We start from the raw sequence: 25,276 nt of genomic DNA, 5'->3' as shown, positions 1-25,276 counted from the left end.
TCGTCAAGACCCTGCTGCGGGACGTGCTCACTAGAGTCGGGCGAGGAGGAGGCCCATGGATCGACGACCCGTCCTGCTGCGCGACGTGGCAGCAGCCGCCGGCGTGTCGGTGCCCACGGCCTCCAAGGTGCTCAACGGGGGCGGGCGGGTCGCCCCCGCCACCCGGGACCGGATCCTCGCGGCCGCGGAGGCGCTGGACTTCCGACCCGACGCCCTGGCCCAGTTCTTCGCCACCGGGCGCAGCCGCACCATCGGGGTGCTCACCCAGAACGCGCCCGCCACCTTCACCCTGCCGGTGCTGGTGGGCGCCGTGACCACCCTGGGCGCGCGCGGGCTGGCCAGCCTGCCCGTGGACGGGCTGACCCCGGCCAACGTCCGGGCCCTGCAGGCCCGGCGCGTCGACGGCCTGGTGGTGGTGGGGGACGGGCTGGGGAGCCCCGTGCACTCGGTGACCGAGCACTTCGACGTGCCGGTGGTCTACGCGTTCGGGATCTCCGACGACCCCCGCGACACCAGCTTCGTCCCCGACGGCGTGATGGCCGGTCGGCTGGGGACCGAGCACCTGCTCGCCGGAGGACGCCGCCGGCTCGTCCACGTCACCGCCTCCGGGGACCAGGCTGCCGACGAGCGGCTGCAGGGCGTGCAGGCGGTCCTGGCCGAGGCCGGGCTCGAGCTGGTGGCACCTCCGGCCCGCGGCGGGTGGAGCGAGCAGTGGGGGGTCACCGCGGCACGGCGGCTGCTCGACGAGGGCACCGACGTGGACGCCGTCTTCTGCGGCAACGACCAGATCGCCGCCGGGGTCCTGACCGTGCTGCGCACGGCGGGCACCCGGGTCCCGGAGGACGTCGCGGTGCTGGGCGTCGACAACTGGCCCGGCGGTGCCGCCGGTGGTGGTGGGCCGCTGCTGACCACCATCGACCCGGAGCTGGGCGCGCTGGGGGCCGCGGCCGCCGAGCACCTGCTGGCCGCCCCGCCGGACCACTCCGGCGGCGTGGTGCGGACGCCCTGCCGCCTGGTGGCCGGCGCCTCCACCGGCGCCGCCGCGCTCTGACCCCCGGCTCGACCCACCCCCCTCCCCGCCCTATCGGCGTCGGCGTTCAACCGCTTTCGCACACGACGGGCGCTCTCCGGGCCCGGACGTCTATGCTCGACCCCATGGGCTCCGGTCAGGTCCGGCTGAGCGACGTCGCCGCCGTTGCCGGGGTCTCGCTGTCCACGGCGTCGAAGGCGCTCAGCGGCAGCACCCGGATCTCGCTGGCCACCCGGGAGCGGGTCCGCGCGGCGGCCACCCGGCTGGACTTCCGCCCCGACGCCCTCGCCCAGTCCTTCGCCTCCGGTCGCAGCCGCACCATCGGCGTGCTCACCCACCGGGCCACCAACACCTTCAGCCAGCCCGTGCTGATCGGGGCGGTGCTGCTGCTGGGGGAACAGGACCAGGCGACGCTGGTCCACGACGGCGACGTGGCCGTCCACCGCCGGCTCGGGCAGAGCGTGCGCGAGCTGCAGGCCCGGCGGATCGACGGGCTGCTGGTCATCGGTGACGGGCACGAGCAGGTCACGGCCTCGGTCACCCACCACTTCGCGGTGCCGGTGAGCTACGCGTTCACCGCCTCCGACGCCGAGGAGGACGTGGTCTTCCTGCCCGACAACGAGGCGGCGGGGCGGATCGCCGCGGAGCACCTGCTGTCCCGGGGACGGCGACGCATCGCCCACCTCACCGGGCCCCGGCAGAGCCTCGCGGTCCAGCTGCGCGAGACCGGCTTCCGCGAGGCGCTGGGCTCGGCCGGGGTGCACCCGGTCGGCCCCGTGCTCCGCTCGCACTGGGGACGCCCCTGGGGGGCGGAGGCGATGACCCGGCTGCTCGACTCCGGCACCGACGTCGACGCGGTCTTCTGCGGCAACGACCACATCGCCCTGGGCGCCCTCGACGTGTGCACCCGCCGCGGCATCTCCGTCCCCGACGACATCGCGCTGATCGGCGTCGACAACTGGGAGGGCGTGGTGGTCGACCAGAACATCCGCCAGCTCACGACCGTCGACCTCGAGCTGATGGCCCTGGGACGCCGGGCTGCTGCCAGCCTGCTCGGCGAACGCCCCACCCCGGGGCAGCACCGGTCGCCCCCGACCCTGGTGCAGGGTCCCTCCACCTGATCCCCAGGTCGCCGGAGGTCCGGCGACCGAGCCGTTGACACCGACGACCCCTCGTGGTGCACTCTCTGCGAAAGCAGTTTCGCACTTCTCGAAGGAGCTGAGGTGGCAGTCGCCTCCCCCTCGCCGGACGCCGGTCCCCGCACCGGCCGTCGCGTGCTGGTCACCGGGGCCGACGGCCTGATCGGTCGGGCCACCACGGCCCACCTCACCCAGCAGGGCTGGCGGGTCAGCGCCCTCTCCCGCACCTGGGACGCCCCGGTCGAGGCCGAGCGGGTCATCACCGGTGACGCCGCGGACCAGCAGCTGGTGGCCGGGGCCGTCGCCGACGTCGACGCCGTGGTCCACCTGGCCGCCATCCCCCACCCCGGGCTCGGCACCCCCCGGGAGGTCTTCACCAACAACACCGCGGCGACGTTCACCGTCCTCGCCGAGGCCGGTGAGGCCGGGGTCGGCCGGGCGGTCATCGCCAGCTCGATCAACGCCTTCGGGCTGCCGATGAACTCCCACGACGTGCGACCGGCGTACTTCCCGCTGGACGAGGACAGCCCGGTCCAGCACGACGACGCCTACTCGCTGTCGAAGTGGGTCGACGAGCAGACCGCGCGGATGGCGCACTCGCGCTGGGGCACCGACGTCCTCGCGATCCGGTTCCCGCTGGTGCGCGACTCCGAGGCGCTGCGCGAGTACGCCGGCCGGGCCCACGAGGACGCCGAGCTGGCCCGTCTGGGTCGCGAGGGCTGGGCCTACCTGGACATCCGCGACGCCGTCACGGTGATCGAGGCCGGGCTGGAGCGGCCCCTCACCGGCGCCCACGTGGTGCTGGCCACCGCCGCCGACGTGCTGCTCGACACCCCCACCGCGGAGCTGCTGCGCCGCTGGGCCCCCGACGTCCCCTGCCGCAAGGAGTTCGGGGGCCGTGAGGGGCTGGTGGCCCTGGACCGTGCCCGGGAGCTGCTGGGGTGGTCACCCCGGCACTCCGTGCACGCAGCTGCCGACGCCCGCCACGACGCGATGGAGATGACGGCATGAGCGAGTCCCCCCGCGACACCGACCCCCAGGTGCTGGCCGTCGACGACGTGTTCGGCCAGCCCTGGGAGGCCCCCGACGACCTCCGCATCACCGGTGTCAGCACGGTGGTGACCGCACCGGAGGGCATCCCGCTCGTGGTGGTCAAGGTCACCACCAGCGACCCCGGCCTGGTGGGCTGGGGCTGCGCCACCTTCACCCAGCGCTGGCGGGCGGTGGTCACCTACGTCGAGGAGCACCTGGCCCGCCTGGTGGTGGGGCGCTACCCCGGTGACATCGAGGACCTGGTCCGGCTGGTCCGGTTCTCCGGCTACTGGCGCGAGGGCCCGGTGGGCAACAACGCCGTCTCCGGGCTGGACCAGGCGCTGTGGGACATCGCCGGCAAGCGGGCGGGTCGACCGGTGCACGAGCTGCTGGGCGGGCGCGTCCGCGCCGCCGCCGACACCTACCTGCACGCCAGCGGACGCACGGTCGAGGAGTGCCTGGACCACGCCGAGGAGCTGGTCGCCCGGGGCCAGCGCCACGTCCGGCTGCAGGTGTCCCAGCCGGGCTGGGGCACCTACGGCAGCCCCCAGCTGGACGGCGTCACCGACGTGCACGCGCCGTACCCGCACGGCTGGCGGGTCGGGGAGTACCTGACCGCCACCCCGAAGCTGTTCGCCGCCGCCCGCGAGCGGCTGGGTGACGAGATCGAGCTGCTGCACGACGTCCACTCCCGTCTCAGCCCGAAGCAGGCGGTGGTGCTGGCCCGGGCGCTGGAGCCGTACCGGCTGTTCTTCCTCGAGGACGTGCTGGCCCCCGAGCACTGGGACCGCCTGCCCGAGGTGCGTGCCGCCTCCCCGGTGCCGCTGGCCGTCGGTGAGCTGGCCACCTCGCTGAGCGACGCCGCGCGGCTGGTGCTGGCCGGCGGCGTGGACTACCTGCGCTGCCACGTCTCCGACATCGGCGGTCTCACCCCGGCCCGGAAGCTGGCCGCCGCGGCTGAGCTGACCGGCGTCCGCACCGCCTGGCACGGCCCCGGCGACACCTCACCGATCGGGGTCGCGGCCAACGTCGCCCTCGACGTGAGCTCCCCGGCGTTCGGCATCCAGGAGGGCCACGTCTACGCCGAGGCGGTGCACGAGGTCTTCCCCGGTGCGCTGCGGATCGAGGACGGCTGGCTGCGGCCGAACCAGGCCCCGGGCTGGGGCGTCGAGGTGGACGAGGCGGCCGCCGCCCGCTTCCCCGCCGAGCTGTCCGGGCACGACGCCTGGGCCGCCCGGGTCCGCGGCCTCGACGGCGGCCTGCTCGCCCCCTGATCCCCGCCCCCGACCACCAGGACGCCTGCGGCGTCACCCCTACCTCTCTCCACGAGCACCGACCACCACCAGACGACGACGTACTGAGGAGAACCATGACCTTCGACCGACGGGCCCTCACGGGCCCCGCCGCACTCGCCCTCACCAGCGCCCTGCTGCTCACCGGCTGCAGCAGCACCCCGGAGGCGACCCCGCCCGCCGAGGTGGACACCGCCGCCCCGGTGACCATCAGCGTCGGCGGCAAGCCCACCGCCGAGAAGCCCGAGGAGCTCGCCGCCTACGAGCGTCGCCTCGAGCAGTTCCGCACCGAGCACGCCAACATCACCGTGGAGCCGGAGGAGACCCTCTGGGAGGCCGACACGTTCCAGGCCCTGCTGGCCGGCGGGCAGCTGCCCACGGTCTTCAACGTCCCCTTCACCGAGATGCAGGGGCTGATCGCCCGCCAGCAGGTCGCCGACGTCACCGACTTCGCCGCCCAGCGGGAGTCCCTCAGCAGCATCAACCCGGCGGTGAACCAGGTGGTGGAGTCCGAGGGCCGCAGCTACGGCGTCCCCATCGGGGCCTACTCGATGGGCCTGCTCTACAACCGGGCGCTGTTCGCCGAGGCCGGGCTCGACCCCGACGCGCCACCCGCCACCTGGGAGGAGGTGCGGGAGGCCGCCAGGGCCATCGACGAGCGCACCGACGCCCAGGGCTACGGCTCGATGACCGTGGACGCCACCGGCGGCTGGGTGCTCACCACCACCTCCTACGGCTTCGGCGGCACGATGGAGTCCGAGGACGGCACCCAGGCCACCGTGGACAACGAGGCGACGCGTGAGGTGCTGGAGATGTACCGCCAGATGCGCTGGGAGGACAACACCTTCGGCAGCAACTTCCTGCTCAACTACGAGGACGCCAACAACGCCTTCGCCGCCGGCCAGGTCGGCATGTTCGTCCAGGGCGCCGACAACTACGCGACGATGGTCGTCAACAAGGGCATGGACCCCCAGGACTTCGGCGTGGCGCCGCTGCCCCAGGCCGAGGACGGTCTAGGCACCCTCGGCGGCGGCACCGTGGCCATCGTCAACCCGACGGCCACCCCGGAGGAGATCAACGCCGCGATGGAGTGGATCGACTTCCAGACCTTCGACAAGTTCACCGACGAGGCGGCGGCCCGGGCCGACGCCGAGGCCGCTGCGGCCGACGGCCTGGCCGTCGGCGCCCCCTCGGTCCCGGTGCTGGACGCCGAGGCCCAGGAGCGCTACCTCGGCTGGATCGAGGAGTACGTGAACGTGCCGCGGGAGAACTACGCCGACTACCTGGGCACCGTCGAGACGCTGCCGCTGGTGCCGGAGCCGGCGACCAAGGCCCAGGAGGTCTACTCCACCCTCGACCCCGTCGTCCAGGCCGTGCTGACCCGCGAGGACGCCGACGTGGACGAGCTGCTCGCCGAGGCCCAGGCCACGGCGCAGTCCGCCATCGACATCGGCTGACCCGCCCGGTGCGTCGCGGCCCACGGGCCGCGACGCACCCCGTGCCGGGGCACCACGTCCCCGCACCACCCCACGATCCCCACCCGCTGCGACGAGGAGGTCCGGTGACCACGACGACCACACCACCGGTGGACACGACCGCCCGGGGCACCGCGCCCTCCCCCGGCCGACGCCGGGTCAACCCCGTCACGCGCTGGGTCCGTCACGGCGGGCTGAGCACGCTGCTGTTCTTCGTCCCGCTGCTGCTGTGCTTCGGGCTATTCTCCTGGTGGCCGATCGCCCGCTCGACGGTGCTGAGCCTGCAGCAGACCAACTTCCTCACCAGCCGCTGGGTGGGCCTGTCGAACTTCGAGCGGGTGCTGGCCGACCCGCTGCTGCTCACCGCCGTCGGCAACACCACCTGGTTCACCGTGCTGGCGCTGGTGCTGGGCTTCCCGGTCCCCATCCTGCTGGCGGTGCTGATCGCCGAGCTGCGCCGGACCAGGGCGCTGGCCTCGGTGCTGGTGTACCTGCCGGTGATCTTCCCGCCCGTGGTCGCGGTGCTGCTGTGGAAGACCTTCTACCGACCCGGGCCGGAGGGGCTGTTCAACACCTTGCTCTCCGGGGTGGGGCTGGGACCCTTCGCCTGGCTCAACAACGGCGACATGGCCATGCCGGCCATCGTCCTGCAGGCCACCTGGGCCTCCTTCGGCACCGCGACGATCATCTACCTGGCCACCCTGATGGGCATCCAGACCGACCTGTACGAGGCGGCCGAGACCGACGGCGCCGGCGTGCTCTCCCGGCTCCGGCACATCACCCTCCCCCAGATGCGCGGGGTGCTGCTGGTGATGCTGCTGCTCCAGGTGATCGGCACCTTCCAGGTCTTCACCGAGCCCTACATCATGACCGGCGGCGGTCCGGAGAACCGCACCGTGACGGTGCTGATGCTGATCTACCGCTACGCCTTCGTCTCCGGCGACTACGGCCGCGCCACCGCGCTCAGCCTGATGCTCGCCCTCGCCCTGTCCGTCCTCTCCGCGGTCTACCTCTGGGTGACCCGACGCTGGAGCAGCTGATGAGCACCACGAGCACCGACCTGATCACGCCGCCCGTCGCGACCCCGCCGCCGCGTCGGCGCCGTCCGGTGTCGTCCAGGGAGTCCGAGCGGAGCATCCTCTCCGCCCTGGACCGGCGCCGTCCGGCGGTGCGCTGGGGGGTCGGCCTGCTGGGCGCCCTGGTGCTGGTGCTGCTCGCGGTGGTCTGCGCCGGGCCGCTGCTGTGGTTGTTCAAGGCGGCCACCTCGACCTCCACCGAGACGCTGGCCCAGCCGTTCGCGCTGTGGCCGAGCGGCGTCCACTGGGAGAACTTCTCCGACGTGTGGACGCGGGTGGAGTTCCGCCGCTACTTCCTCAACACCATCGCGCTGATGGCCGGGTCGTTGTTCTTCGGGCTGCTGGTGGCGACCACCGGCGGCTACGGCCTCGCGGTGCTCAAGCCGCGCTACGCCAAGGTGGTCTCCGCCCTGGTGCTGGCCACGCTCTTCATCCCCGGGGTCATCTCGCTGGTCTCGCTGTACCTCACGGTGGTCCGGCTGCCGGTGCTGGGGATCAGCCTGATCGGGACGCTGTGGGCGGTCTGGCTCCCCTCGGCGGCCAACGCGGTCAACGTGCTGCTGATGCAGCGTTTCTTCGCCTCGATCCCCGCCGAGCTGTTCGAGGCCGCCCGGATCGACGGCGCCGGGCCGCTGCGGATCTTCGTCGCGATCGTGCTGCCCATGTCGAAGCCGATCCTGGGCGTCATCAGCCTGCTCACCCTGGTCAGCGCCTACAAGGAGTTCCTGTGGCCGCTGCTGGTGCTGCCGCGACCGGCCGACCAGCCGATCTCGGTGGTGCTCCCCCGGCTCGAGGGCTCCACCGACTACGCCCTGTTCCTGGCCGCGCTGTTCATCTCGGTGCTGGTGCCCGTGGTGCTGTTCCTGCTCTTCCAGCGCCAGTTCCTGCGAGCCGCCGGCAACGCCGGCGCCCTGAAGGGCTGAGCCGTGCGGATCACCTCGGTCGAGGCCTTCCGGCTGTCCGCGCGGCTGTGCCTGGTGCGGATCGGCACCGACTCCGAGCACGTCGGCTGGGGGGAGGCTACGCTGGAGAGCCGCACCCGCTCGGTGGCCGCCGCGGTGGAGGAGCTGGCCGAGCTCCTGCTCGGGCAGGACCCCCGCGGCATCGAGTGGCACCACCAGCGCCTCCGCAAGGGCGGGTTCTACCGCGGCGGACCGGTGCTCGGCTCGGCGGTGGCCGGTCTGGACCAGGCGCTGTGGGACCTCAAGGGCAAGACGCTGGGAGCGCCGGTGCACGAGCTGCTCGGCGGCCCCGCCCGTGACCGGGTGCGGATCTACACCGCCGCGCACGGCCACACCACAGAGTCGATGCTGACCCGGGCCCGGGAGCTGGTGGACGCCGGCTACACCGCGGTGAAGACGGCCCCCGAGCTGGTGCTCGGCTACCTCGACGTCCCCTCGGTGCTGGACGGCCTGGTGGAGCACTGGGAGGCGCTGCGCCGGGAGGTGGGTCCTGACGTCGACATCGCCCTGGACCTGCACGCCCGCTTCTCCGCCCCGGCCTCCCGCCGGCTGCTGGCCCGGCTGGGAGGGGTGGACCCGCTGTTCGTGGAGGAGCCGCTGCCCCCGGAGCTGCAGCGCGACCTGGCCGGGCTGTGCGCCGGCACCACGGTGCCGATCGCCACCGGCGAGCGGCTCTACGACCGGTGGGAGGTCTCGGACGTGATCGGGTCCGGCATCGCCGTCCTGCAGCCCGACCTGAGCCACGCCCACGGGATCAGCGAGGTGGTCCGCATCGCCGCGCTGGCCGACCTGCACGGGGTCCGGCTGGCCCCGCACTGCGCCACCGGGCCGCTGGCCCTGGCCGCCTGCCTGCAGGTGGACCTGGCCGTGCCCAACGTCCTGATCCAGGAGTGCCCGATGGAGGTCCACCGACCCGGGGCGCACCCGTGGTCCTCGCTCCTGGTCGGGAACCCCTTCGTGTTCCAGGACGGTCACCTGCTCGCCCCTCCCGGTCCCGGGCTGGGGGTGGAGGTCGACGAGGACGCGGTGCGCCTCGCCGCCCGGACCCCGGTGGAGGGGAACTCGCCGGTGTGGTCCCTGCCGGACGGCTCCTACGCCGAGTGGTGAGGCAGCCGGCCGCCGGGGTGCTCCACCCCGGCGGCCCGGCCGCTCACTTGCCGCCGGTGGTGGCGATGCCCTTGATCAGGAACCGCTGACCGAACAGGAAGACCAGGAACATCGGCAGCAGGGAGACGATCGACATGGCGAACATGGCCCCCCAGTTGCTGCCGCTGGTGGCGTCCAGGAAGGAGCGCAGGGCCAGCGGGACGGTGTAGGTCGTCGGGTCGGTGAGGTAGATCAGCGGGGTGAAGAAGTCGCTCCAGGTCCAGATGATGGTGAAGATGGCCGAGGTGGCCAGCGCCGGACCCATCAGCGGCAGCATCACCCGGGTGAAGATCTGCCAGTGCCCGCAGCCGTCGATCCGGGCCGCCTCGTCCAGCTCCTTGGGGATGCCGCGGATGAACTGGACCATGAGGAAGACGAAGAAGGCGTCGGTGGCCAGGAACTTCGGCAGCACCAGCGGGATGATGGTGTTCACCCAGCCGAGCAGGTTGAAGATGATGTACTGCGGCACCACGATCACGTGGATCGGCAGCATGATCGTCACCAGCATGATCGAGAACCACAGCGTCCGCAGCCGGAACTTCAGCCGGGCGAAGGCGTAGGCGGCCAGGGAGCAGGAGATCAGGTTGCCCACCACGGCCCCGACCACCACCACGAACGAGTTGAACAGGTAGGTGTGGAAGGGGCTGCCGAGCGCGAACCAGCCCTCGGTGTAGTTGGACAGCACCAGGTCGTTCAGCCAGAGCCCGGGTGTCCGGAAGATCACCTCGGTCGGGCGGAGCGAGCTCACCAGCAGCCAGAGCAGCGGGTAGATCATCACCAGGCTGGCCACGATCAGCAGCGCGTGCTTGGACAGCGAGCGCAGCACCCCCCTGCCCCGGCGCTCGGTGGGCGCCGAGACCGGACGGTCCCGATCGAGGTCGTCGGACTCCGTGGGAGCGGTCTGAAGGTCAGTCATCGTAGAACACCCAGAACCTCGAGAGCAGGAAGTTGACGGCGGTCAGGGCCCCGACGACGACCACCAGCAGCCAGGCCATCGCCGCGGCGTAGCCCATCTCGAAGTTGCCGAAGCCACGGTCGTAGAGGTACAGCGTGTAGAACATCGTCGAGTCCGACGGGCCACCGGTGCCGTTGGAGACCACGTAGGCCTGGGTGAAGGACTGGAAGGCCCCGATCACCTGCAGCACGAGGTTGAAGAAGATGATCGGCGAGAGCAGCGGCAGGGTGATCTTGACGAACCGCGACCAGCGGCTGGCCCCGTCCACCGCCGCGGCCTCGTAGTACATCGCCGGGATCTGGCGGAGCCCGGCGAGGAAGATCACCATCGGCGACCCGAACGTCCACACGTGCAGCAGGATGATCGTCCACAACGCGTAGCCCGGGTCGGAGACCCACCCGGTGGTGGCGTTGATCCCCACCAGCCGGAGCAGCTGGTTGACCAGGCCCTCGGTGCCGAACAGCTGGCGCCACAGCAGCGCGATGGCCACCGAACCGCCCAGCAGCGAGGGCAGGTAGAAGATCGAGCGGTAGAAGGGCAGCCCCTTCATCCCCTCGTTCAGCGCGAGGGCGATGGCCAGGGCCACCCCCAGCTGCACGGGCACGCTCACGACCACGTAGATGAAGGTGACCTTGAGCGCGTTGTGCAGCCGGGGGTCCTCGAGCATCCGGGCGTAGTTGTCCAGCCCGGACCACTCCGGTGCCGTGATCAGGCTGTAGTCGGTGAAGGAGAGGTAGAGCGAGGCGATCAGCGGACCGATGGTGATGACCACCAGACCGACCAGCCAGGGCAGCAGGAAGAGGTAGCCGGCCTTGTTGTCCCGGCCGGCCTCCTTGCGGCGGGCCGCCTTCTCCTCCGGGGTCCGGGCCTTGGTCGTCCTGACGTTGGAGAGCTCGGAGATGACGCTCACGGGTCAGACCTTCATGTTCGCCGCGGCCTCTTCCACGAACCCGCGCGCCGCGTCGGCGCCCGAGGCCCGCCCGAACAGCATCTCCAACTGGTAGCGCAGCATGATGTCGCCGATGCCACCACCGCCGGGCGGCGGCGCGATCGGGGTGGTGCCGAGCTCGGGCTCGATCTCGGCGATGAACGCCGCCACGCCCTGCTGGTCCTCCGAGAGCGAGGGGGTGATCTCCTCCAGCCGCTCGGTGTTGGCCGGGATCCCGCGCTCGGCCAGGTTCGCCTGGGCCGCCTCGCTGGAGTTGACCCACCAGTTGATCAGGGCCACCGCGGCCTCGGGGTTCTCGCTGCGGGCCGAGGCCGACCAGAGCATCGACGCCTTGTACCAGGCCTGGCGGTCGGTGGCCTGCCCGGTCGTGCTCGGGAAGCGCAGCATGGTCATGGTCACCCCGGAGGCGGCGTTGACGGCCTCCACCTGGTTGGACCAGAACTGGGCCATCGCCACCTTGCCGGTGGCGAGGTCGCCCTGGTCCAGCGACTTGGTCGAGTCCTCGCTGATCTGGGCCGGACCCGGGATCGCCTCGGCCTCCATGAAGGACTGCTGCAGCTCGAACCACCCGACCGCGTCCTCGGCACCGAAGCCGAGCCCCTCGGGGACGAAGAGCTCCTTGCCGTTCTGCCGCAGCCAGGCGCTCAGCATCACGTCGTTGAAGATCGAGGCCATCCCGAACCGGCCGTCGCCCAGCTTGGAGGTGAGCTCGGCCGCGATCTCGCTGGCCTCCTCCCACGTCCACGTGGTGTCGTCGGGGAGGTCCATGCCGGCCTCCTCGAACAGCTCCGGGTTGGCCAGGATGACCGGGGTGTTGATGCCGGCGTTGACGCCGTACAGCTTGCCGTCGATGCGGCCGGAGTCGACCGTCCCCTCGGCGAACTTGGAGACGTCGACCCCGTGCTCCTCGAGGTCCAGCAGCGCCCCGCGGCTGCCGTACTCGGTGATGTAGGCCATGTCCATCTGGATCACGTCGGGGGTGGTGTTGCCGGCGGTCTGGGTGGCGAGCTTGTCCCAGTAGCTGGCCCACTCGCCCGGCTGCTCGGCGATGGTGATGTCGGGGTTCGCCTCCTGGTAGGCGGCGATGGCCTCGCTGGTGTTGGCGTTGCGCACCTCGTTGCCCCACCAGGTGAAGGTCAGCTCGGCCGACCCGTCCGCGCTCCCCGAGCCACCGGACCCGCACGCGGTGAGCCCGCCGGACACGGCTACGGCGGCGATGCCCCCGGAGGCCATCAGGAACTGCCTGCGGCTGACGCTCATCTCTCTCCTCTTCGTCGACGTGAAAGACGGGACGAACGTACGCGCAAGCGTTTGCCACTGTCCAGGGTTCGTCTGATTCGTTACAAACGGCCGGCGCGAGGCGTGGTTCACTGCCGGACATGGAGGTCCGGCACCGGCTGCGCGAGCTGGGGAACTGGGTGAACCTGTCCACCCCGGTGGGTCTGGGGATCGCCGCGGTGGGTCGGGCGCGGGTGCGCCGGGGGCCCCGGGGGCTCTGGCTGGCCGAGGGCTACCGGCCGCCCTTCCCCGTGGCCGCGGCCTTCACCGTGGGCAACGTGCTGGTCAGCCGGGCGCCCTGGTCCGGGCACCGGGAGGGTGCTCTGCTGGCCCACGAGGAGCGCCACAGCTGGCAGTGGTTCGCGCTGCTGGGGGTGCTCTTCCTGCCCGCCTACGTGCTGGCCACCGCCTGGTCCTGGCTGCGCACCGGTGACCGGGCGGCCGCCAACGTCTTCGAGCGGCTGGCGGGTCTCGAGGCCGGCGGCTACCGCGACGTCCCCCGCCGCCCGCTGCGCTCGGTGCCGGCGGCGGTGCGGGCTCAGCTGCGCCGCAGGTAGAGGTCGCGCAGCAGGGCGACCTCGGCCAGGTGGTGCACGGCCTCGCGGTTGATGTGCAGCACCAGCTCGGCCATCGGGTGCTCGGCGAAGTCCCCCTCAGCCTCACCGACCGGGGTCGCCAGGGCCTGCTGGTCCAGGGCCGCGACGCCGTCCCGCCAGGCGCCGTAGGTGGTGTCGAGCTGCTCGAGGGCCTCGGCGGCGGTGCCGGCGTAGCGCCAGTCCTGGTAGCCCGTCCCCCAGGGGAAGCTCGCCCCCAGGTGCGAGACCGAGCGGATCCCGAAGATGCCCACCACCACGTGCGCCAGCCGCCAGGCGATGGTGGTCACCGGCGCCGGCACGGGCTCGGGGAAGGCGATGTCGGGCGTCCACCCGCCCGAGCCGGGGGCGTCGGGCGGGGTGCCCTCGCTGCGCGCCCGGACACCCCAGCACCCCGCGACCGGCTCCCAGTGGTACTCCTCGTCGGTCAGACCCTCGAGCCGGGGCCGTGCCGCCACCTGCCAGTGCCAGTCCAGCTGGTCGTGCAGCCGCCTGGTCCAGTCCACCTCACCCATGGACACCACCGTGCCACCGCAGGCGGCCGGCGTGAAGACCCGGCCGGCGATGACCCGCTACGGGACCAGGTAGCCCGCTGCGGTGTACAGGCGGTACCACTCGGGTCGGGTCAGCCGCAGCTCCGAGCCGGCGGCGGCCTCGCGCACCCGCTCGGGCTTCGTGGTGCCCAGCACGACCTGCATGTCGGCGGGGTGCCGGGTGATCCACGCGGTGGCGATGCCCGTCGGCGTCACCTCGTACCGGGCGGCGAGCTCGTCCAGCACGTCGTTCAGCTCGGCGTGGTTCTCGCGGTCACCGAGGAAGACCCCGGTGAAGAACCCGGCCTGGAAGGGCGACCACGCCTGCAGGGTGATGCCGTGCAGGCGGGCGTAGTCGAGGATGCCGTTGTCCCGGTCGATCGACTGGGGCAGCTCCTGCATGTTGGAGGCCACCCCGGCCGCGATCATCGGGGCGTGCGTGATGCTCAGCTGCACCTGGTTGAAGGCCAGGGGCTGCTGGACCGCCGTCTTCAGCAGCTCCACCTGGTAGGGCGTGTGGTTCGAGACGCCGAAGTTCCGCACCTTGCCCGAGGAGTGGAGCCGGTCGAAGGCGGCAGCGACCTCCTCGGGTTCCACCAGGGCGTCCGGGCGGTGCAGCAGCAGCACGTCGAGGTACTCGGTCCGCAGCGCCTCCAACGAGGCGTCGACCGAGGAGAGGATGTGCTCGGTGGAGAAGTCGAACCAGCCGTCGCGGATGCCGACCTTGGACTGGATCTGCACCGACTCGCGCTCGCTCGGGCTGAGGCGCATCGCGTCCCCGAAGCGCCGCTCGCACAGGTGGTCGCCCCCGTAGACGTCGGCGTGGTCGAACATCGTCACCCCGACGTCACGGGCGGTCCCGACCAGCGTACGGATCTCCTCGTCGTCGAGGTCCGGGATCCGCATCAGCCCGAGGACGATGTTGCCGGCTTCCATGTCGGTCTGAGGCAGTCGCAGGGTCTTCATGTCCCTCATCCTGCCAAGGTCGCTGACCCGGGCGTGCTGCGGGGGAGCACCGGACCCTCAGTCGCGCGCCTGGACGTCCGAGCCGGTCCCCTCCGGCCCCGGTCCGGCCGTGCCGCCGGTGGGGACGGTCTGCTGGTGCAGCGCCAGCCGCCACGGACCACCGGCCCTGGTCCAGACGCTGCACATCAGGGCCTCGAAGGGCGGCTCGTCCTCGCGGTGGGCGCGTCCGGTGTAGAGGAGGGCGACGTGGTCCTCCCCGAGGGGCACCAGCCGCGCGTCGCTGATCTCGTAGCCCGTCCAGGGCCGGGCCCGCCCCAGCGAGGCCACGACCGCCTGGTGGTCCAGCACCGTCCCGTCGGCCTGCACCATCACGGCCTCCGGCGTCGTGGTGGCACCGTAGAACTCGCCCCCACGGCCCTCGCACAGGGAGCGCCAGCCCCGGTGCTCCAGCTCCAGCAGCTCCTCGATGTCGATCGACACGTGACCACCTCCTCCGCCGACCGTCGCACGACCACCCGACCAGGGCAAGGCACCGAGCCGATCCGCCGACGCCACGCCGGGGTGCGCGTGGAAGGTGCGCCCTCGACCCCACTACCGTTGGGCAGCAGAGAACAGCCCTGTCCGGGCGACGGTGACCGTCGCCAGCAACAGACCTCAGGAGAACCCCGTTCCCATGTCATCGACGACGTCCCAGCCTGCCGCGAACCAGAACGAGACCGCCGAGCTGAGGGTGGGGGTGATCGGCCTGGGCTTCGCGGGCACCACCCACCTGGACGCCTTCACCGCCCTGCCCGGCGCCCGCGTGGTGGCCCTCGCCGGCCAGGAGCCCGCCCGTCTCGCCGAGCTGGGTGAGACCCGGCAGGTGGAGAGCCTCTACGCCGACTGGGAGGAGCTGGTGGCCCGGGACGACCTGGACATCGTCTCCATCGGCGTCCCCAACTACCTGCACCACCCGATCGCCGTCGCCGCGCTGACCGGCGGCAAGCACGTCTTCTGCGAGAAGCCGCTGGCCACCGACGGCGACCTGGCCGCGGAGATGGTGGCCGCCGCCCGGGACAACGACCGGGTGCTGGAGGTGGCCTACAACCACCGCCGCCGCGCGGACGTCCAGTGGCTGCGCTCCCACCTGGACTCGGCGCCGTTCGGCTCGATCTACCACGCCCGGGCCAGCTGGATGCGCCGCGCCGGCGTCCCCGGCATGGGCTCCTGGTTCACCAACCAGGCCCTGGCCGGTGGCGGACCGCTGATCGACCTCGGGTCGCACGTCCTCGACATCGCGCTCTACCTGATGGACGAGCCGCGGGTGACCAGCGTCTCGGCCGTGGCCTACGGCGAGCTCGGCCGGGCCGGGCGCGGGGGCGGGCGGCGGCTGCTGGGCAGCGTCGCCGACCACCACCCCTTCGAGGTCGAGGACTTCGCCAGCGCCCTGCTGCGGCTGGACAACGGCGGCAGCCTCCGGCTCGAGGCGTCCTGGGCCTCATACTCCAAGGCCTTCGAGGACATCGAGGTCGAGCTGCTGGGCGCCACCGGCGGTGCCCGGCTGCACGTGGACAACTACTCCACCAAGGACACCCTGACCCTCTACTCCGACGTGGAGGGGGCACCCACGGTGGCCCGACCGGACGTGCAGGTGCCCGGAGGGCACCACCGCTCGGTGATCCAGGAGTTCCTGGCGGCCGTCGCCGCCGGGGCCGACCGTCCGGCGGGCGAGCCCCGCTACGCCGGTCACCACGGCGAGTACTCGCTGCACCGCAGCCGGGTGCTCGACGCCGTCTACCAGTCCGCCGCCGAGAACCGGGAGGTCCCTGTCGCATGAGCAGCACCCACGAGACCACGTCGTCCACCAGCCCGCTGAGGGTGGTGGTGTGGAACGAGAACGTCCACGAGACCCGCCGCGACCCCGAGGCGATCCGCCACTACCCCGACGGCATCCACAGCGTCATCGCCGACGGCCTCCGCGCCCACCTGGGCGCGGACGCCGAGGTCAGCACAGCCACCCTGCAGGAGCCCGAGCACGGCCTCACCGAGGAGCGGCTGGCCGCGACCGACGTCCTGCTCTGGTGGGGCCACATCGCCCACGCCCAGGTCGAGGACGAGGTGGTGGCCCGGGTGCTGCGCCACGTGCACGCGGGGATGGGGCTGCTGGTGCTGCACTCCGGGCACTACTCCAAGGTGTTCACCCGGCTGCTGGGCACCACCTGCTCGCTGAAGTGGCGTGGTGACGGCGAGCGAGAGCTGGTCTGGACCATCGACCCGACCCACCCGATCACCGCCGGGGTGCCGAACCCGATCCAGATCCCGGAGCAGGAGATGTACGGGGAGCAGTTCGACATCCCCGCCCCGGACGAGCTGCTGTTCATCTCCTCCTTCGCCGGCGGCGAGGTGTTCCGCTCCGGGGCGACCTGGCGGCGCGGGCGGGGCCGGCTGTTCTACTTCTCCCCCGGTGACCAGGCGTTCCCGGTCTACCACCAGGCCGAGATCCAGCAGGTCCTGGCCAACGGGGTGCGCTGGGCCCGGCCGCAGGTGGAGCGCGTCGACCTCACCGCCGACTACCACCCGAAGGACTGGTTCGTCTCCTGACCGACGGCCGTACCGGTAGGGGCACCACGCGGGCAACCGGTCGTGGTGCCCCTGCCGTTCGGGCTCAGTCGACGAGGAACGTCAGCGTCACGAGCAACCCGGCCGCGAGGCCGAAGGCGATCCCCACACCGAGCAGCAGGGCCCACGTCCGCAGCGGACGGTAGGGCACCTGCTCCACCGGCAGCCCACCCCAGCGCTCCGCGGCCCGGACGATGTCCTCGGCGCTGGCCGACATCGCCGCCGGGAGCAGGATCAGGTTGGTCCCGTGCAGGCGGAGACGCTGCCAGCGCCCCCACTGCTGCGGACGTCCCCGGTAGTGCGGGGGCCCGGGCAGCTCGACGCCGTCGCGCGGCAGCAGGGCCAGGGTCACGTACCGGGTCGAACCGACCAACCAGGACGGCTGCATCGGGCCCATGCGCACGCCCCGCAGGTCCGACCAGGGCACCAGCGGCGCACCGGCGACCGTCACACCCGCGGGGTCCAGGCACAGCACCGGGGCCGACCCGTGGCTGCGGAGAGCGGCCACCAGCCCGATGACGATGATCACGGCCATCACCGCGATCCCGACGCAGGCCAGCCAGAACGGGATGATCCCGGCCAGGCCGCCGACGGGGTAGAGCACCAGGAAGCCCGCCAGCACCAGGAGCGGGCGGAGCTGCGGTCGGGCCAGGTAGGAGACCTCGAGGTGGTCCGGCCGACCGGGCACAGGTTGGGTGTCCACGGGCGTCAGCGTGGCAGCCCAAGGGGCCGCAAAGGCCAGCCGTCCCCGACTTGCTGGATCAGCAACCGGCGTTGCTTCAGGGCTCCGGCGTGGAGCACGGTGGTCCCGAGGACGACGACACGCGTCGCCCGGCGGGCCGTGGGCCAGGAGGAGGGACGATGACCGAGGACGTGTGGGACGCCCGTTACCAGGAGAGCCCGCAGCTGTTCAGCGGACAGCCCAACCCGGCCCTGGTGGCGGAGGCGGCCGACCTCGCACCGGGACGCGCGCTGGACCTCGGGTGCGGGGAGGGTGCGGACGCGCGCTGGCTCGCCGGGCAGGGCTGGCAGGTGACCGCGGTGGACGTCTCGCGGATCGCCCTGGAGCGCGCCGCCGTCAGCACCCCCGACCAGCTCGCCGGTCGCATCACGTGGACGCAGGCGGACATCGCGGTCGACCCACCCGGGGCGTCCAGGTACGACCTGGTCTCGGCGCACTACCTCCCGCTGCTCCGTCAGCACGCCGCGGCCCTGGAGGCGCTGGTCGACTCCGTGGCACCAGGCGGCACCCTGCTGTACGTGACCCACGACCTCACCGGTCGCGAACCCCACCCCGACTTCGACCCGAGCGACTACCACCAGCCCGACGACGTGCGCGCACTCCTCGGCGCGGGGTGGACGGTGGAGCTGGACGAGCGACGTCCGCGGCCGGGTCACAGCCACCACACCCACGACCTGGTGCTGAGGGCGCGGCGGACGGGCTGAGCGGCCCGGTCACACCCAGCGGAAGCGACCGGTGAAGTTGCGCAGGGTGGGTGGCTCGGAGGTGAAGGCGACGCCCCTGATCGCCGCGGCCCGGGCTGCTACGTCGAGCAGCGCGTCGGCGACGTGGTCCAGGTGGTCGTTGGTGTAGGCCCGGCGCGGCACGGCGAGCCGCAGCAGCTCCAGCGGCGCCCGCTCCTGCTCGCCGGTGTCGGGATCGCGGCCGAGGAGCAGGGACCCGATCTCGACCGACCGCACGCCGGCCTCCAGGTACAGCTCGCAGGCGAGGGCGTGCCCGGGGAACTGGTCGTGGGGCAGGTGGGGCAGCAGGGCCCCGGCGTCGACGAAGACCGCGTGCCCCCCGGTGGGCAGCTGGATGGGCACGCCTCCCTCGCGCAGCCGGTCACCGAGGTGGGCGACCTGCCCGATCCGGTGGGTGAGGTGGTCGAGGTCAACCGCCTCCTCCAGGCCGATGGCCATCGCCTCCATGTCGCGGCCCGCCAGCCCTCCGTAGGTGAGGAAACCCTCGGTCAGCAGGCATCGTTGCTGGGCGCCCCGGTACAGGTCCCCGTCCTCGCGGAAGGCGCAGAACCCGCCGATGTTCGCCAGGCCGTCCTTCTTCGCCGACGCGACGACCACGTCCCCGCAGGCCATCATCTCCGCCACCACCTCGCGGATGGTGCTGTTCCTGAACTCCTCCTCGCGCTGCCTGACGAACCAGGCGTTCTCCGCGAAACGGGCGATGTCGAGGACGACCGGTATCCCTGCCGCACGGGCGATCGCCGACACCTCGCGCAGGTTGGCCACCGACACCGGCTGACCCCCGGAGGTGTTGCAGGTGATCGTGGCGACGACCCCGGCCACGTTCGCGGGTCCGTGCTCGTCGATCGCCGACCTCAGCGCGGCGACGTCGAAGTTCCCCTTCCACGGGTGCGGCGTGGCGGTGTCCAGCGCGTGCGGGGTCAGGGTGTTGACCGCCCTGGCCCCGGCTGCCTCGACGTGGGCCTTGGTCGTCTCGAAGTGGAAGTTCGAGATGAACACCGGCGTGGACGAGTCGCAGCGCGCGACCAGCTCGGGGAACAGGATGTTCTCCGCGGCCCTGCCCTGGTGGGTGGGGATGGTCAGCGGCAGACCGAGGAGGTCGGACACGGTGGCCTGCAGACGGTGGAAGCTCCTGCTGCCCGCGTAGGACTCGTCGCCGGTGAGCAGACCGCTCCACTGCCGGTCGCTCAGCGCTCCCGTCCCGCTGTCGGTCAGCAGGTCGATGTAGACGTCGTCGCTGTCCAAGGAGAAGAGGTTGAGCCCGGCCCGGTCCAGCGCCTCCTCGCGGTGGCGTCGTGTCGTCGGCCGGATGCGCTCGACGACCTTGATGCGGTAGGGCTCGGGGAGGCGTCTCGCCGTCATGGTGGGTGCTCCTGGATCTGCGTGGTGCGGGATCAGCGGGCGCGGACGGCCTGCTGGTAGGCGCCGGGGGTGACGCCGAAGTGGGCCTTGAACGTCCGGGTGAGGTGGGCCTGGTCGGCGAAGCCGGTCCTGGCGGCGACGTCGGAGCTCTTCTCCCCACCCCGCAGGAGCGCCTTGGCGGCGACGGTCCGCCGGCTGACCAGGTACGCGTGCGGGGTCAGGCCCACCTGGCGGCGGAAGGCGGTGATCAGGCGGTGGCGCGGGACCCCGGCCTCGGCGACGAGGTCGGCCAGCGTGATCCTGTCGGCGTAGCGGTCCGACAGCAGGGTCACCGCACGCCCGACCGGCCCCGCCGTCCTCCCGGCCCCTGCGGTGCGCACCCCCGCATGACGCGCCAGGCAGTACGCGTACGTCTCGACCAGGCGTTCCTCCGCCTCGAGCGCGCAGTCCCCCCGTCGGGAGACCTCGTGCGCGCGGTGGAACATGGCGGCACCCACGGGGTCGTCGACCACCGACACGGGGAACCGGACAGGCCGTGTGCGGCTACCGGGTCGGCCGTCGGTGACGACGTCCTGCAGGAACGCCGTGGAGGGGAAGCTCGACCGGTACACCACGTCGCCGCTGAGCGCGGACCCGTCGTGGACCTCGAGCGGGTTGCAGAGCACGAGCTGCCCCACCCGCGGGTGGTGGACCCGACCGTCGATGGAGAGCGTCGCCACGCCGGAGGACACGGCACCGACGACGAAGGTGTCGTGCAGGTGCGGGGCGTACCGGTACAGGCCCAGCCGGCCGAGGAGGAGCTCGACGCCGGCAGCTGTCGTGAAGTAGCTGATCCCGCTCGTGACCTGTTCCACCATCTCCCCGTCCGCATCCGTAGCCCGGCGCCAAGGATGCCGTGTCCACCGATGGGGATCTTGAAGAAAAGTCACGGCCCACCGCTGCGGGCGTCCTCGCTTTGACGATGAGCATCATTCTCAATACTGTCACCGCGTGCACACAGCAGCAGGTCGGCGAGGTCCCCGCTCGCCCCGGCTCGTGGCCTGCGGCCTCGTGGTGCTCCTGCTCGTGTCCGCCGTCGTCGCCGTGGGCATCGGGCCCGTCCCCGTGCACCCGGCGGTGGTGCTGGAGGTCCTGGCGAGCCACGTCCGGGGAGAGGCGCCTGCGGCGCCCCCAGCGGTGGACGCCATCGTCTGGACCGTCCGGCTGCCGCGGGTGCTGCTGGCCGTGGTGGTGGGGGCCACCCTCTCGATCGCCGGGGTCGCGCTGCAGGCGATGGTCCGCAACGTCCTGGCCGACCCCTACGTCCTGGGCGTCACCTCCGGCGCCTCGACCGGGGCGGCCGCGGCCATCCTGCTCGGGTTCGGGTCGGCGCTGGGGTCCTACCTGCTGCCGGTGACGGCCTTCGCCGGCGCCCTGGTGGCCACGCTGGCGGTGCTCTTCTTCGCCCGGCTGGGCGGCACCGTGAGCTCGCTGCGGCTGGTGCTGGCCGGGATCGCGATCGGCTACGTCCTCAGCTCGGTCACCAGCTTCCTGATCTTCGCCTCCGACTCCCCCGAGGCCGGTCGGTCGGTGCTGTTCTGGCTGCTGGGGTCGCTCAACCAGGCCCGCTGGGACACCCTGGCCGTGGCCGCCGTGGTCGGGCTGGGCACCGCGGTGCTGCTGACCGCCCTCGGCGGGGCGCTGGACGCGATCGCCTCCGGGGACGAGACCGCGCTCACCGTGGGCGTGGACGCGGACCGGATGCGGCTGGTCCTGGCGCTGGTGGTGGCGGTCGCCGTCGGCACGATGGTCGCCGTCTCCGGCGGCATCGGCTTCATCGGCCTGGTCGTCCCGCACCTGGCCCGGGCGCTGGTCGGGGCCACCCACCACGTCCTCGTGCCGGTCGCGGCCCTGCTCGGCGGAGCGGTGCTGGTCTGGACCGACACCCTCGCCCGCACCGCCTTCAGCCCGCAGGAGCTGCCGATCGGCATCGTCACCGGGCTCGTCGGCGGCCCCTTCCTGCTGGTCCTGCTCCAGCGGCTGCACCAGCACGCCTGACTCCCACCCCACCCACCACAGCGAGGAACCCCGTGCCCCACCTGCTCCTGCCCCGACGCCTGGCCACCCTGGGCCTCGCGCTCGCCGCCACCACGCTGCTCGCCACGTCCTGCGCCTCCCCCACCGCCGGCTCCCCCGCCCCCGGCTCCGGCTCCGACCCGGCAGCCGCCCCCTCGGCAGGAGGCTTCCCGGTGACGGTGACCAGCTGCGGCACCGAGCTCACCCTGGACGCCGCACCGCAGCGCATCTTCCTGATCGGGGCCGACACGATCCCGCTGCTGGACGCGGTCGGAGCCGTGGACCGGGTGGTCTCACGGACGGGCACGCTGCCCACCGACGTCTACGACCCCGACCTGCAGGCCGCCGCCGAGGCCATCCCGGTGGTGGAGTCCGGCGTCGGGGAGACCGGTGGCTCGGTGATCTCCTCGGAGGTCGTGCTCGCCGCCGACCCGGACCTGGTCATCGGCCCGACCAACGGCGTGGACAGCGGCGCCCTCACCGCCGCCGGCATCCCCGTCTACACCCCGCCCGCCTACTGCCCCGACGGCACCAGTCCCCAGACCGGCACCGCCTCCTTCCAGTGGGTGCAGGACCAGGTCACCGAGTACGGCCGGATGCTGGGGGCGACCGACCAGGCGCAGGCCACCAACGACCGGCTGACGCAGCAGCTGACCCAGCTCGAGCCGGCCGGGGAGCGGCTGACCGCCGCTGCGCTCTACATCCCCCAGGGCGGCGGCACCTTCTACCCCTACGGCGCACCCAGCATGGTGACGCCGCTCTTCGAGGCCGCCGGGCTGGACAACGTCTACGCCGACGACCAGCAGCGGGTCTTCGAGGGCAGCGCCGAGGACCTCCTGGACCGCGACCCCGACGTGGTCGTGCTGCTGTACTCCGACGAGGACGACAGCGCGGTCCGGGACGCCTTCGCCGACCTCCCCGCCGCGCAGCAGCTCACCGCCGTCCAGCAGGACCGGGTGCTCACCCTGCGCTTCCCCTACACCGACCCGCCCACCCCGCTCAGCGTCGACGGTGTCGGCCAGCTCACCGAGCAGCTGGCCCGCTAGGTGCTGCACGCCTCCGGCATCCACCTCGCCCGCGGCGGGCGGACCGTCCTGCACGACGTCGACCTGACCGCCCGGACCGGGCAGGTGGTCGGGGTGATCGGCCCCAACGGCAGCGGCAAGACGACCCTGCTGCGGACCCTGTACGACGCCCTCACGCCGCAGGCGGGTGCCGTCGTGGTGGACGGGACACCGGTCCGGGACCTGTCCCGGCAGGAGGTGGCCCGCCGGGTCGCGGTGGTGGCCCAGGAGCCGGAGTCCGAGCTCCCGATCACCGTGCTGGAGACGGTCATGCTCGGACGCCTCCCGCACCGCCCCGCGCTGGCCCGCCCGCGCCCGGGCGACCACGCCGCCGCGCACGCCGCCCTGGACCACGTCCGCGCCCGGCACCTGGCCGGGCGCCTCGTCTCCCGGCTCTCCGGCGGGGAGCGGCAGCGCGTGCTGGTCGCCCGGGCGATCGCCCAGGACGCCGGTCACCTCCTGCTGGACGAGCCCACCAACCACCTCGACATCCGCTTCCAGCACGAGATCCTGCAGCTCGTCCGCGGGCTGGCCGCGACCACCGTGGTGACGCTGCACGACCTCAACCTCGCCGCGCACTACTGCGACGCGGTGCTGCTGCTCGACGCCGGTCGCGTGGTCGCCGCCGGCCCTCCGGCGGAGGTGCTCGCGCCGGCCGTGCTCGCGCCCGTCTACGGGGTGGCGGTGCACCGCACCGAGCTCGACGGCCGCCTCCACCTGCTCTTCAGCCCCGACCCCTGCCCCCCGGCCGAACCACCCACCGACCCCCATCCAGGACCGGAGACCGACACGTGACCACGACGCCCACCCCCGCCGAGCTGCTCGACCGCTGGGACCGCCAGCAGAGCGCCTACATCAACCACCGCGACGCCCGCTTCGACGCCCTGCTCAGCACCCTCGCGCTCAGCGTCGGGCCGCGTGCGCGGGTGCTCGACCTCGCCTGCGGTCCGGGGTCGCTGACCGCGGCGGCCGCCCGACGGCTTCCGCAGGCGACCATCACCGCCGTCGACATGGACCCCGTGCTGCTGGCGATCGCCCGCGACACCGTGGGCCTGGACCCGCGGGTCACCGTGCTCGACGCCGACCTGACCGAGCCGACCTGGGCCGACGACCTCGACCTGGGCTCGCTGGACGCGGTGGTCAGCTCCACCGCGCTGCACTGGCTGCACCCGGGCGACCTCACCCGGCTCTACCTGACGCTGGCCGAGGGGCTGCCGGAGGGGGCGGTGTTCATGGACGCCGACCACCTGGGCTACGACCCGATCAGCAACCCGACCCTGGCCGACGTGGCCCGCCGCGACGACGAGCTCACCCAGGAGCGCACCTTCGCCGACGGCGCGGACCCCTGGGACGCCTGGTGGGTGGCGGCGGAGAGCCGCCCGGAGTACGCCGAGGCCGTGGCGGAACGGCAGCGGCGGTGGGCCGGCAAGCAGGCCCCGCCCCCCAAGGTCACCCTCGGGTTCCACCTCGAGGCGCTGCGCAGCGCCGGGTTCCGCGAGACCGGGACGGTCTGGCAGCACCTCGACGACCACGTGGTCTTCGCCCGGCGGTGAGCCGGACGTCCCGCTGCCCGCTGAGGCTCAGGCCATCGAGGGCAGCGGGAGGGGGCCGGTGGTGGCGCGGTCGAGGTAGACCACGATCCGGTTGAACAGCCGGGACACCGCGCTGGCCGAGACGCTGCCGGAGACCGGCTGCTCGGCCAGGTGGTAGAGCAGCGGGGCGGCGACCGGGGCACCGGCAGCGGCCGCGATCTGCGCCGAGGCCCGGCTGGCGGCCCGGACCACGTCCAGCTCGGTGGTCCAGAAGGCCTCGAACTCGCGCTTGCGGTCCGGCACCGTGCTCTGGCCGGGCAGCTCGCGGGCGATCAGCGCGGCCGGGAGGTCGGTGGCGTCGCAGACGACGATCCACTCCCGCGACATCGGCGAGCCCGGGGCCACGGGAACGGTGGTGAGGTTGACGTCCGGCTCGGCGCCGAGGTCCTCGAAGTCGGCGATCACCAGGGTCTGGTGGGAGATCTTGGCGAGGCTGGTCCAGCGCTCGCGGGACCTCTCCCAGAACTCGGCCTTCTGGAAGGCGGCGACCAGCACCGGGCGGTCGGCCCGGGCGCAGAACTCGTCCTCGATCGCCCACGAGAGGCCGAGGAGGGTGGACTTGTGGAACTGGTGCACCTCGAGCCCGGGGAACTGGGCGAGGACGTCGTCGAAGACGGAGACGACGGTGTCGGAGGAGGTCATGCGGCGGATCCTGTAGCCATAGGGAGACATTAGTCGTCGGAGGCCGCCAGCG

Annotated in this window: 26 protein-coding genes; 16 read left to right on the top strand and 10 right to left on the bottom strand. The window is 72.6% G+C overall.

Annotation, left to right across the window (positions count from 1 at the left end; translation table 11 throughout):
- Positions 1–55: 55 nt before the first annotated feature.
- The 8 genes from BLT52_RS09545 (at position 56) to dgoD (ending at position 9,113) form a co-directional block, all read left to right on the top strand.
- Positions 56–1,051 carry a LacI family DNA-binding transcriptional regulator gene (locus BLT52_RS09545; protein WP_090592732.1) on the top strand — a complete coding sequence of 332 codons (996 nt, stop codon included), beginning with the start codon at positions 56–58 and terminating at the stop codon, positions 1,049–1,051.
- A 104-nt stretch (positions 1,052–1,155) separates the two neighbouring features.
- Entirely contained in the window at positions 1,156–2,151 is a 996-nt protein-coding gene (locus BLT52_RS09540; RefSeq protein ID WP_090596556.1) for a LacI family DNA-binding transcriptional regulator, read from the top strand.
- 102 nt (positions 2,152–2,253) lie between these two features.
- Entirely contained in the window at positions 2,254–3,180 is a 927-nt protein-coding gene (locus tag BLT52_RS09535) for an NAD-dependent epimerase/dehydratase family protein (protein WP_090592730.1), read from the top strand.
- Positions 3,177–4,475, top strand: coding sequence for an enolase C-terminal domain-like protein (locus tag BLT52_RS09530; protein WP_090592727.1), 1,299 nt, complete (start codon positions 3,177–3,179; stop codon positions 4,473–4,475). The genes BLT52_RS09535 and BLT52_RS09530 overlap by 4 nt, the downstream gene beginning before the upstream one ends.
- Before the next feature lie 95 nt (positions 4,476–4,570).
- Entirely contained in the window at positions 4,571–5,950 is a 1,380-nt protein-coding gene (locus BLT52_RS09525; protein ID WP_090592724.1) for an ABC transporter substrate-binding protein, read from the top strand.
- Positions 5,951–6,054: 104 nt separating this feature from the next.
- Positions 6,055–7,008, top strand: a complete 954-nt coding sequence (locus BLT52_RS09520; protein WP_090592723.1) for a carbohydrate ABC transporter permease — start codon at positions 6,055–6,057, stop codon at positions 7,006–7,008.
- The gene (locus tag BLT52_RS09515) at positions 7,008–7,967 is read left to right on the top strand and encodes a carbohydrate ABC transporter permease (RefSeq protein ID WP_172804019.1); all 960 of its coding nucleotides are present in this window, start codon (positions 7,008–7,010) and stop codon (positions 7,965–7,967) included. The genes BLT52_RS09520 and BLT52_RS09515 overlap by 1 nt, the downstream gene beginning before the upstream one ends.
- A gap of 3 nt (positions 7,968–7,970) precedes the next feature.
- The gene (gene dgoD, locus BLT52_RS09510) at positions 7,971–9,113 is read left to right on the top strand and encodes a galactonate dehydratase (protein ID WP_090592721.1); all 1,143 of its coding nucleotides are present in this window, start codon (positions 7,971–7,973) and stop codon (positions 9,111–9,113) included.
- A 43-nt stretch (positions 9,114–9,156) separates the two neighbouring features.
- On the opposite strand, the gene BLT52_RS09505 is transcribed toward dgoD, so the two are convergent.
- The 3 genes from BLT52_RS09505 to BLT52_RS09495 are packed head-to-tail and all read right to left on the bottom strand — an operon-like array spanning position 9,157 to position 12,316.
- Positions 9,157–10,068, bottom strand: a complete 912-nt coding sequence (locus BLT52_RS09505; RefSeq protein WP_090592718.1) for a carbohydrate ABC transporter permease — start codon at positions 10,066–10,068, stop codon at positions 9,157–9,159.
- Positions 10,061–11,017 carry a carbohydrate ABC transporter permease gene (locus tag BLT52_RS09500; RefSeq protein ID WP_090592717.1) on the bottom strand — a complete coding sequence of 319 codons (957 nt, stop codon included), beginning with the start codon at positions 11,015–11,017 and terminating at the stop codon, positions 10,061–10,063. The genes BLT52_RS09505 and BLT52_RS09500 overlap by 8 nt, the downstream gene beginning before the upstream one ends.
- A gap of 3 nt (positions 11,018–11,020) precedes the next feature.
- Positions 11,021–12,316, bottom strand: a complete 1,296-nt coding sequence (locus BLT52_RS09495) for an ABC transporter substrate-binding protein (RefSeq protein ID WP_090592714.1) — start codon at positions 12,314–12,316, stop codon at positions 11,021–11,023.
- A gap of 119 nt (positions 12,317–12,435) precedes the next feature.
- On the opposite strand from BLT52_RS09495, the gene BLT52_RS09490 reads away from it, so the two are divergent.
- Entirely contained in the window at positions 12,436–12,891 is a 456-nt protein-coding gene (locus BLT52_RS09490; protein ID WP_090592712.1) for a hypothetical protein, read from the top strand.
- Here BLT52_RS09490 and BLT52_RS09485 read toward each other — a convergent pair.
- The 3 genes from BLT52_RS09485 to BLT52_RS09475 are packed head-to-tail and all read right to left on the bottom strand — an operon-like array spanning position 12,873 to position 14,906.
- Positions 12,873–13,442, bottom strand: a complete 570-nt coding sequence (locus BLT52_RS09485; protein ID WP_090596553.1) for a DinB family protein — start codon at positions 13,440–13,442, stop codon at positions 12,873–12,875. The genes BLT52_RS09490 and BLT52_RS09485 overlap by 19 nt on opposite strands.
- 57 nt (positions 13,443–13,499) lie before the next feature.
- The gene (locus BLT52_RS09480) at positions 13,500–14,426 is read right to left on the bottom strand and encodes an aldo/keto reductase (protein WP_090592710.1); all 927 of its coding nucleotides are present in this window, start codon (positions 14,424–14,426) and stop codon (positions 13,500–13,502) included.
- Positions 14,427–14,483: 57 nt separating this feature from the next.
- Positions 14,484–14,906, bottom strand: a complete 423-nt coding sequence (locus BLT52_RS09475; protein ID WP_231946578.1) for a nuclear transport factor 2 family protein — start codon at positions 14,904–14,906, stop codon at positions 14,484–14,486.
- 193 nt (positions 14,907–15,099) lie between these two features.
- Between BLT52_RS09475 and BLT52_RS09470 the strand changes: the two genes are divergently transcribed.
- Positions 15,100–16,242 carry a Gfo/Idh/MocA family protein gene (locus BLT52_RS09470; RefSeq protein WP_090592708.1) on the top strand — a complete coding sequence of 381 codons (1,143 nt, stop codon included), beginning with the start codon at positions 15,100–15,102 and terminating at the stop codon, positions 16,240–16,242.
- Positions 16,239–17,006 (top strand): ThuA domain-containing protein, encoded by a 768-nt coding sequence (locus BLT52_RS09465; RefSeq protein WP_172804018.1) that lies wholly within the window; start codon positions 16,239–16,241, stop codon positions 17,004–17,006. Before BLT52_RS09470 ends, BLT52_RS09465 begins: the two co-directional genes overlap by 4 nt.
- A 64-nt stretch (positions 17,007–17,070) precedes the next feature.
- Here the strand turns inward: BLT52_RS09465 and BLT52_RS09460 are convergent, their stop codons facing one another.
- Complete coding sequence (locus tag BLT52_RS09460) at positions 17,071–17,727, bottom strand: hypothetical protein (protein ID WP_157677042.1); 657 nt, start codon at positions 17,725–17,727, stop codon at positions 17,071–17,073.
- A gap of 158 nt (positions 17,728–17,885) precedes the next feature.
- Here BLT52_RS09460 and BLT52_RS09455 point away from each other — a divergent pair, with 158 nt between their 5' ends.
- Positions 17,886–18,470, top strand: coding sequence for a class I SAM-dependent methyltransferase (locus BLT52_RS09455; RefSeq protein WP_090592704.1), 585 nt, complete (start codon positions 17,886–17,888; stop codon positions 18,468–18,470).
- A gap of 9 nt (positions 18,471–18,479) precedes the next feature.
- On the opposite strand, the gene BLT52_RS09450 is transcribed toward BLT52_RS09455, so the two are convergent.
- Together BLT52_RS09450 and BLT52_RS09445 are read right to left on the bottom strand one after the other, a co-directional pair.
- Positions 18,480–19,871: a tryptophanase gene (locus tag BLT52_RS09450; protein WP_090592701.1), complete on the bottom strand. Its 1,392-nt coding sequence runs from the start codon at positions 19,869–19,871 to the stop codon at positions 18,480–18,482.
- Between the two features lie 32 nt (positions 19,872–19,903).
- Positions 19,904–20,725 carry a helix-turn-helix domain-containing protein gene (locus tag BLT52_RS09445; protein WP_172804017.1) on the bottom strand — a complete coding sequence of 274 codons (822 nt, stop codon included), beginning with the start codon at positions 20,723–20,725 and terminating at the stop codon, positions 19,904–19,906.
- Between the two features lie 136 nt (positions 20,726–20,861).
- Here BLT52_RS09445 and BLT52_RS09440 point away from each other — a divergent pair, with 136 nt between their 5' ends.
- The 4 genes from BLT52_RS09440 to BLT52_RS09425 are packed head-to-tail and all read left to right on the top strand — an operon-like array spanning position 20,862 to position 24,543.
- Positions 20,862–21,908 (top strand): FecCD family ABC transporter permease, encoded by a 1,047-nt coding sequence (locus BLT52_RS09440; RefSeq protein WP_090592697.1) that lies wholly within the window; start codon positions 20,862–20,864, stop codon positions 21,906–21,908.
- Positions 21,909–21,940: 32 nt separating this feature from the next.
- Positions 21,941–22,972: an ABC transporter substrate-binding protein gene (locus BLT52_RS09435; RefSeq protein WP_090592695.1), complete on the top strand. Its 1,032-nt coding sequence runs from the start codon at positions 21,941–21,943 to the stop codon at positions 22,970–22,972.
- Positions 22,973–23,785, top strand: coding sequence for an ABC transporter ATP-binding protein (locus BLT52_RS09430; protein WP_090592692.1), 813 nt, complete (start codon positions 22,973–22,975; stop codon positions 23,783–23,785).
- Entirely contained in the window at positions 23,782–24,543 is a 762-nt protein-coding gene (locus tag BLT52_RS09425; protein WP_090592690.1) for a class I SAM-dependent methyltransferase, read from the top strand. Before BLT52_RS09430 ends, BLT52_RS09425 begins: the two co-directional genes overlap by 4 nt.
- A gap of 27 nt (positions 24,544–24,570) precedes the next feature.
- Here BLT52_RS09425 and BLT52_RS09420 read toward each other — a convergent pair whose 3' ends face one another.
- Entirely contained in the window at positions 24,571–25,224 is a 654-nt protein-coding gene (locus BLT52_RS09420; protein ID WP_157677041.1) for a DICT sensory domain-containing protein, read from the bottom strand.
- Positions 25,225–25,276: the final 52 nt, after the last annotated feature.

The sequence above is a fragment of the Auraticoccus monumenti genome (assembly GCF_900101785.1).
GTDB classification, from domain to species: domain Bacteria; phylum Actinomycetota; class Actinomycetes; order Propionibacteriales; family Propionibacteriaceae; genus Auraticoccus; species Auraticoccus monumenti.
This window is presented reverse-complemented; position numbering and strand designations above follow the sequence as displayed.

Bases quoted from the DNA above. Each gene is read 5' to 3' on its own strand.
- BLT52_RS09545 (WP_090592732.1), top strand. From the start codon at position 56: ATGGATCGACGACCCGTCCTGCTGCGCGACGTGGCAGCAGCCGCCGGC.
- BLT52_RS09540 (WP_090596556.1), top strand. From the start codon at position 1,156: ATGGGCTCCGGTCAGGTCCGGCTGAGCGACGTCGCCGCCGTTGCCGGG.
- BLT52_RS09530 (WP_090592727.1), top strand. From the start codon at position 3,177: ATGAGCGAGTCCCCCCGCGACACCGACCCCCAGGTGCTGGCCGTCGAC.
- BLT52_RS09525 (WP_090592724.1), top strand. From the start codon at position 4,571: ATGACCTTCGACCGACGGGCCCTCACGGGCCCCGCCGCACTCGCCCTC.
- BLT52_RS09515 (WP_172804019.1), top strand. From the start codon at position 7,008: ATGAGCACCACGAGCACCGACCTGATCACGCCGCCCGTCGCGACCCCG.
- BLT52_RS09505 (WP_090592718.1), bottom strand. From the start codon at position 10,068: ATGACTGACCTTCAGACCGCTCCCACGGAGTCCGACGACCTCGATCGG.
- BLT52_RS09495 (WP_090592714.1), bottom strand. From the start codon at position 12,316: ATGAGCGTCAGCCGCAGGCAGTTCCTGATGGCCTCCGGGGGCATCGCC.
- BLT52_RS09490 (WP_090592712.1), top strand. From the start codon at position 12,436: ATGGAGGTCCGGCACCGGCTGCGCGAGCTGGGGAACTGGGTGAACCTG.
- BLT52_RS09485 (WP_090596553.1), bottom strand. From the start codon at position 13,442: ATGGGTGAGGTGGACTGGACCAGGCGGCTGCACGACCAGCTGGACTGG.
- BLT52_RS09480 (WP_090592710.1), bottom strand. From the start codon at position 14,426: ATGAAGACCCTGCGACTGCCTCAGACCGACATGGAAGCCGGCAACATC.
- BLT52_RS09470 (WP_090592708.1), top strand. From the start codon at position 15,100: ATGTCATCGACGACGTCCCAGCCTGCCGCGAACCAGAACGAGACCGCC.
- BLT52_RS09465 (WP_172804018.1), top strand. From the start codon at position 16,239: ATGAGCAGCACCCACGAGACCACGTCGTCCACCAGCCCGCTGAGGGTG.
- BLT52_RS09455 (WP_090592704.1), top strand. From the start codon at position 17,886: ATGACCGAGGACGTGTGGGACGCCCGTTACCAGGAGAGCCCGCAGCTG.
- BLT52_RS09450 (WP_090592701.1), bottom strand. From the start codon at position 19,871: ATGACGGCGAGACGCCTCCCCGAGCCCTACCGCATCAAGGTCGTCGAG.
- BLT52_RS09420 (WP_157677041.1), bottom strand. From the start codon at position 25,224: ATGACCTCCTCCGACACCGTCGTCTCCGTCTTCGACGACGTCCTCGCC.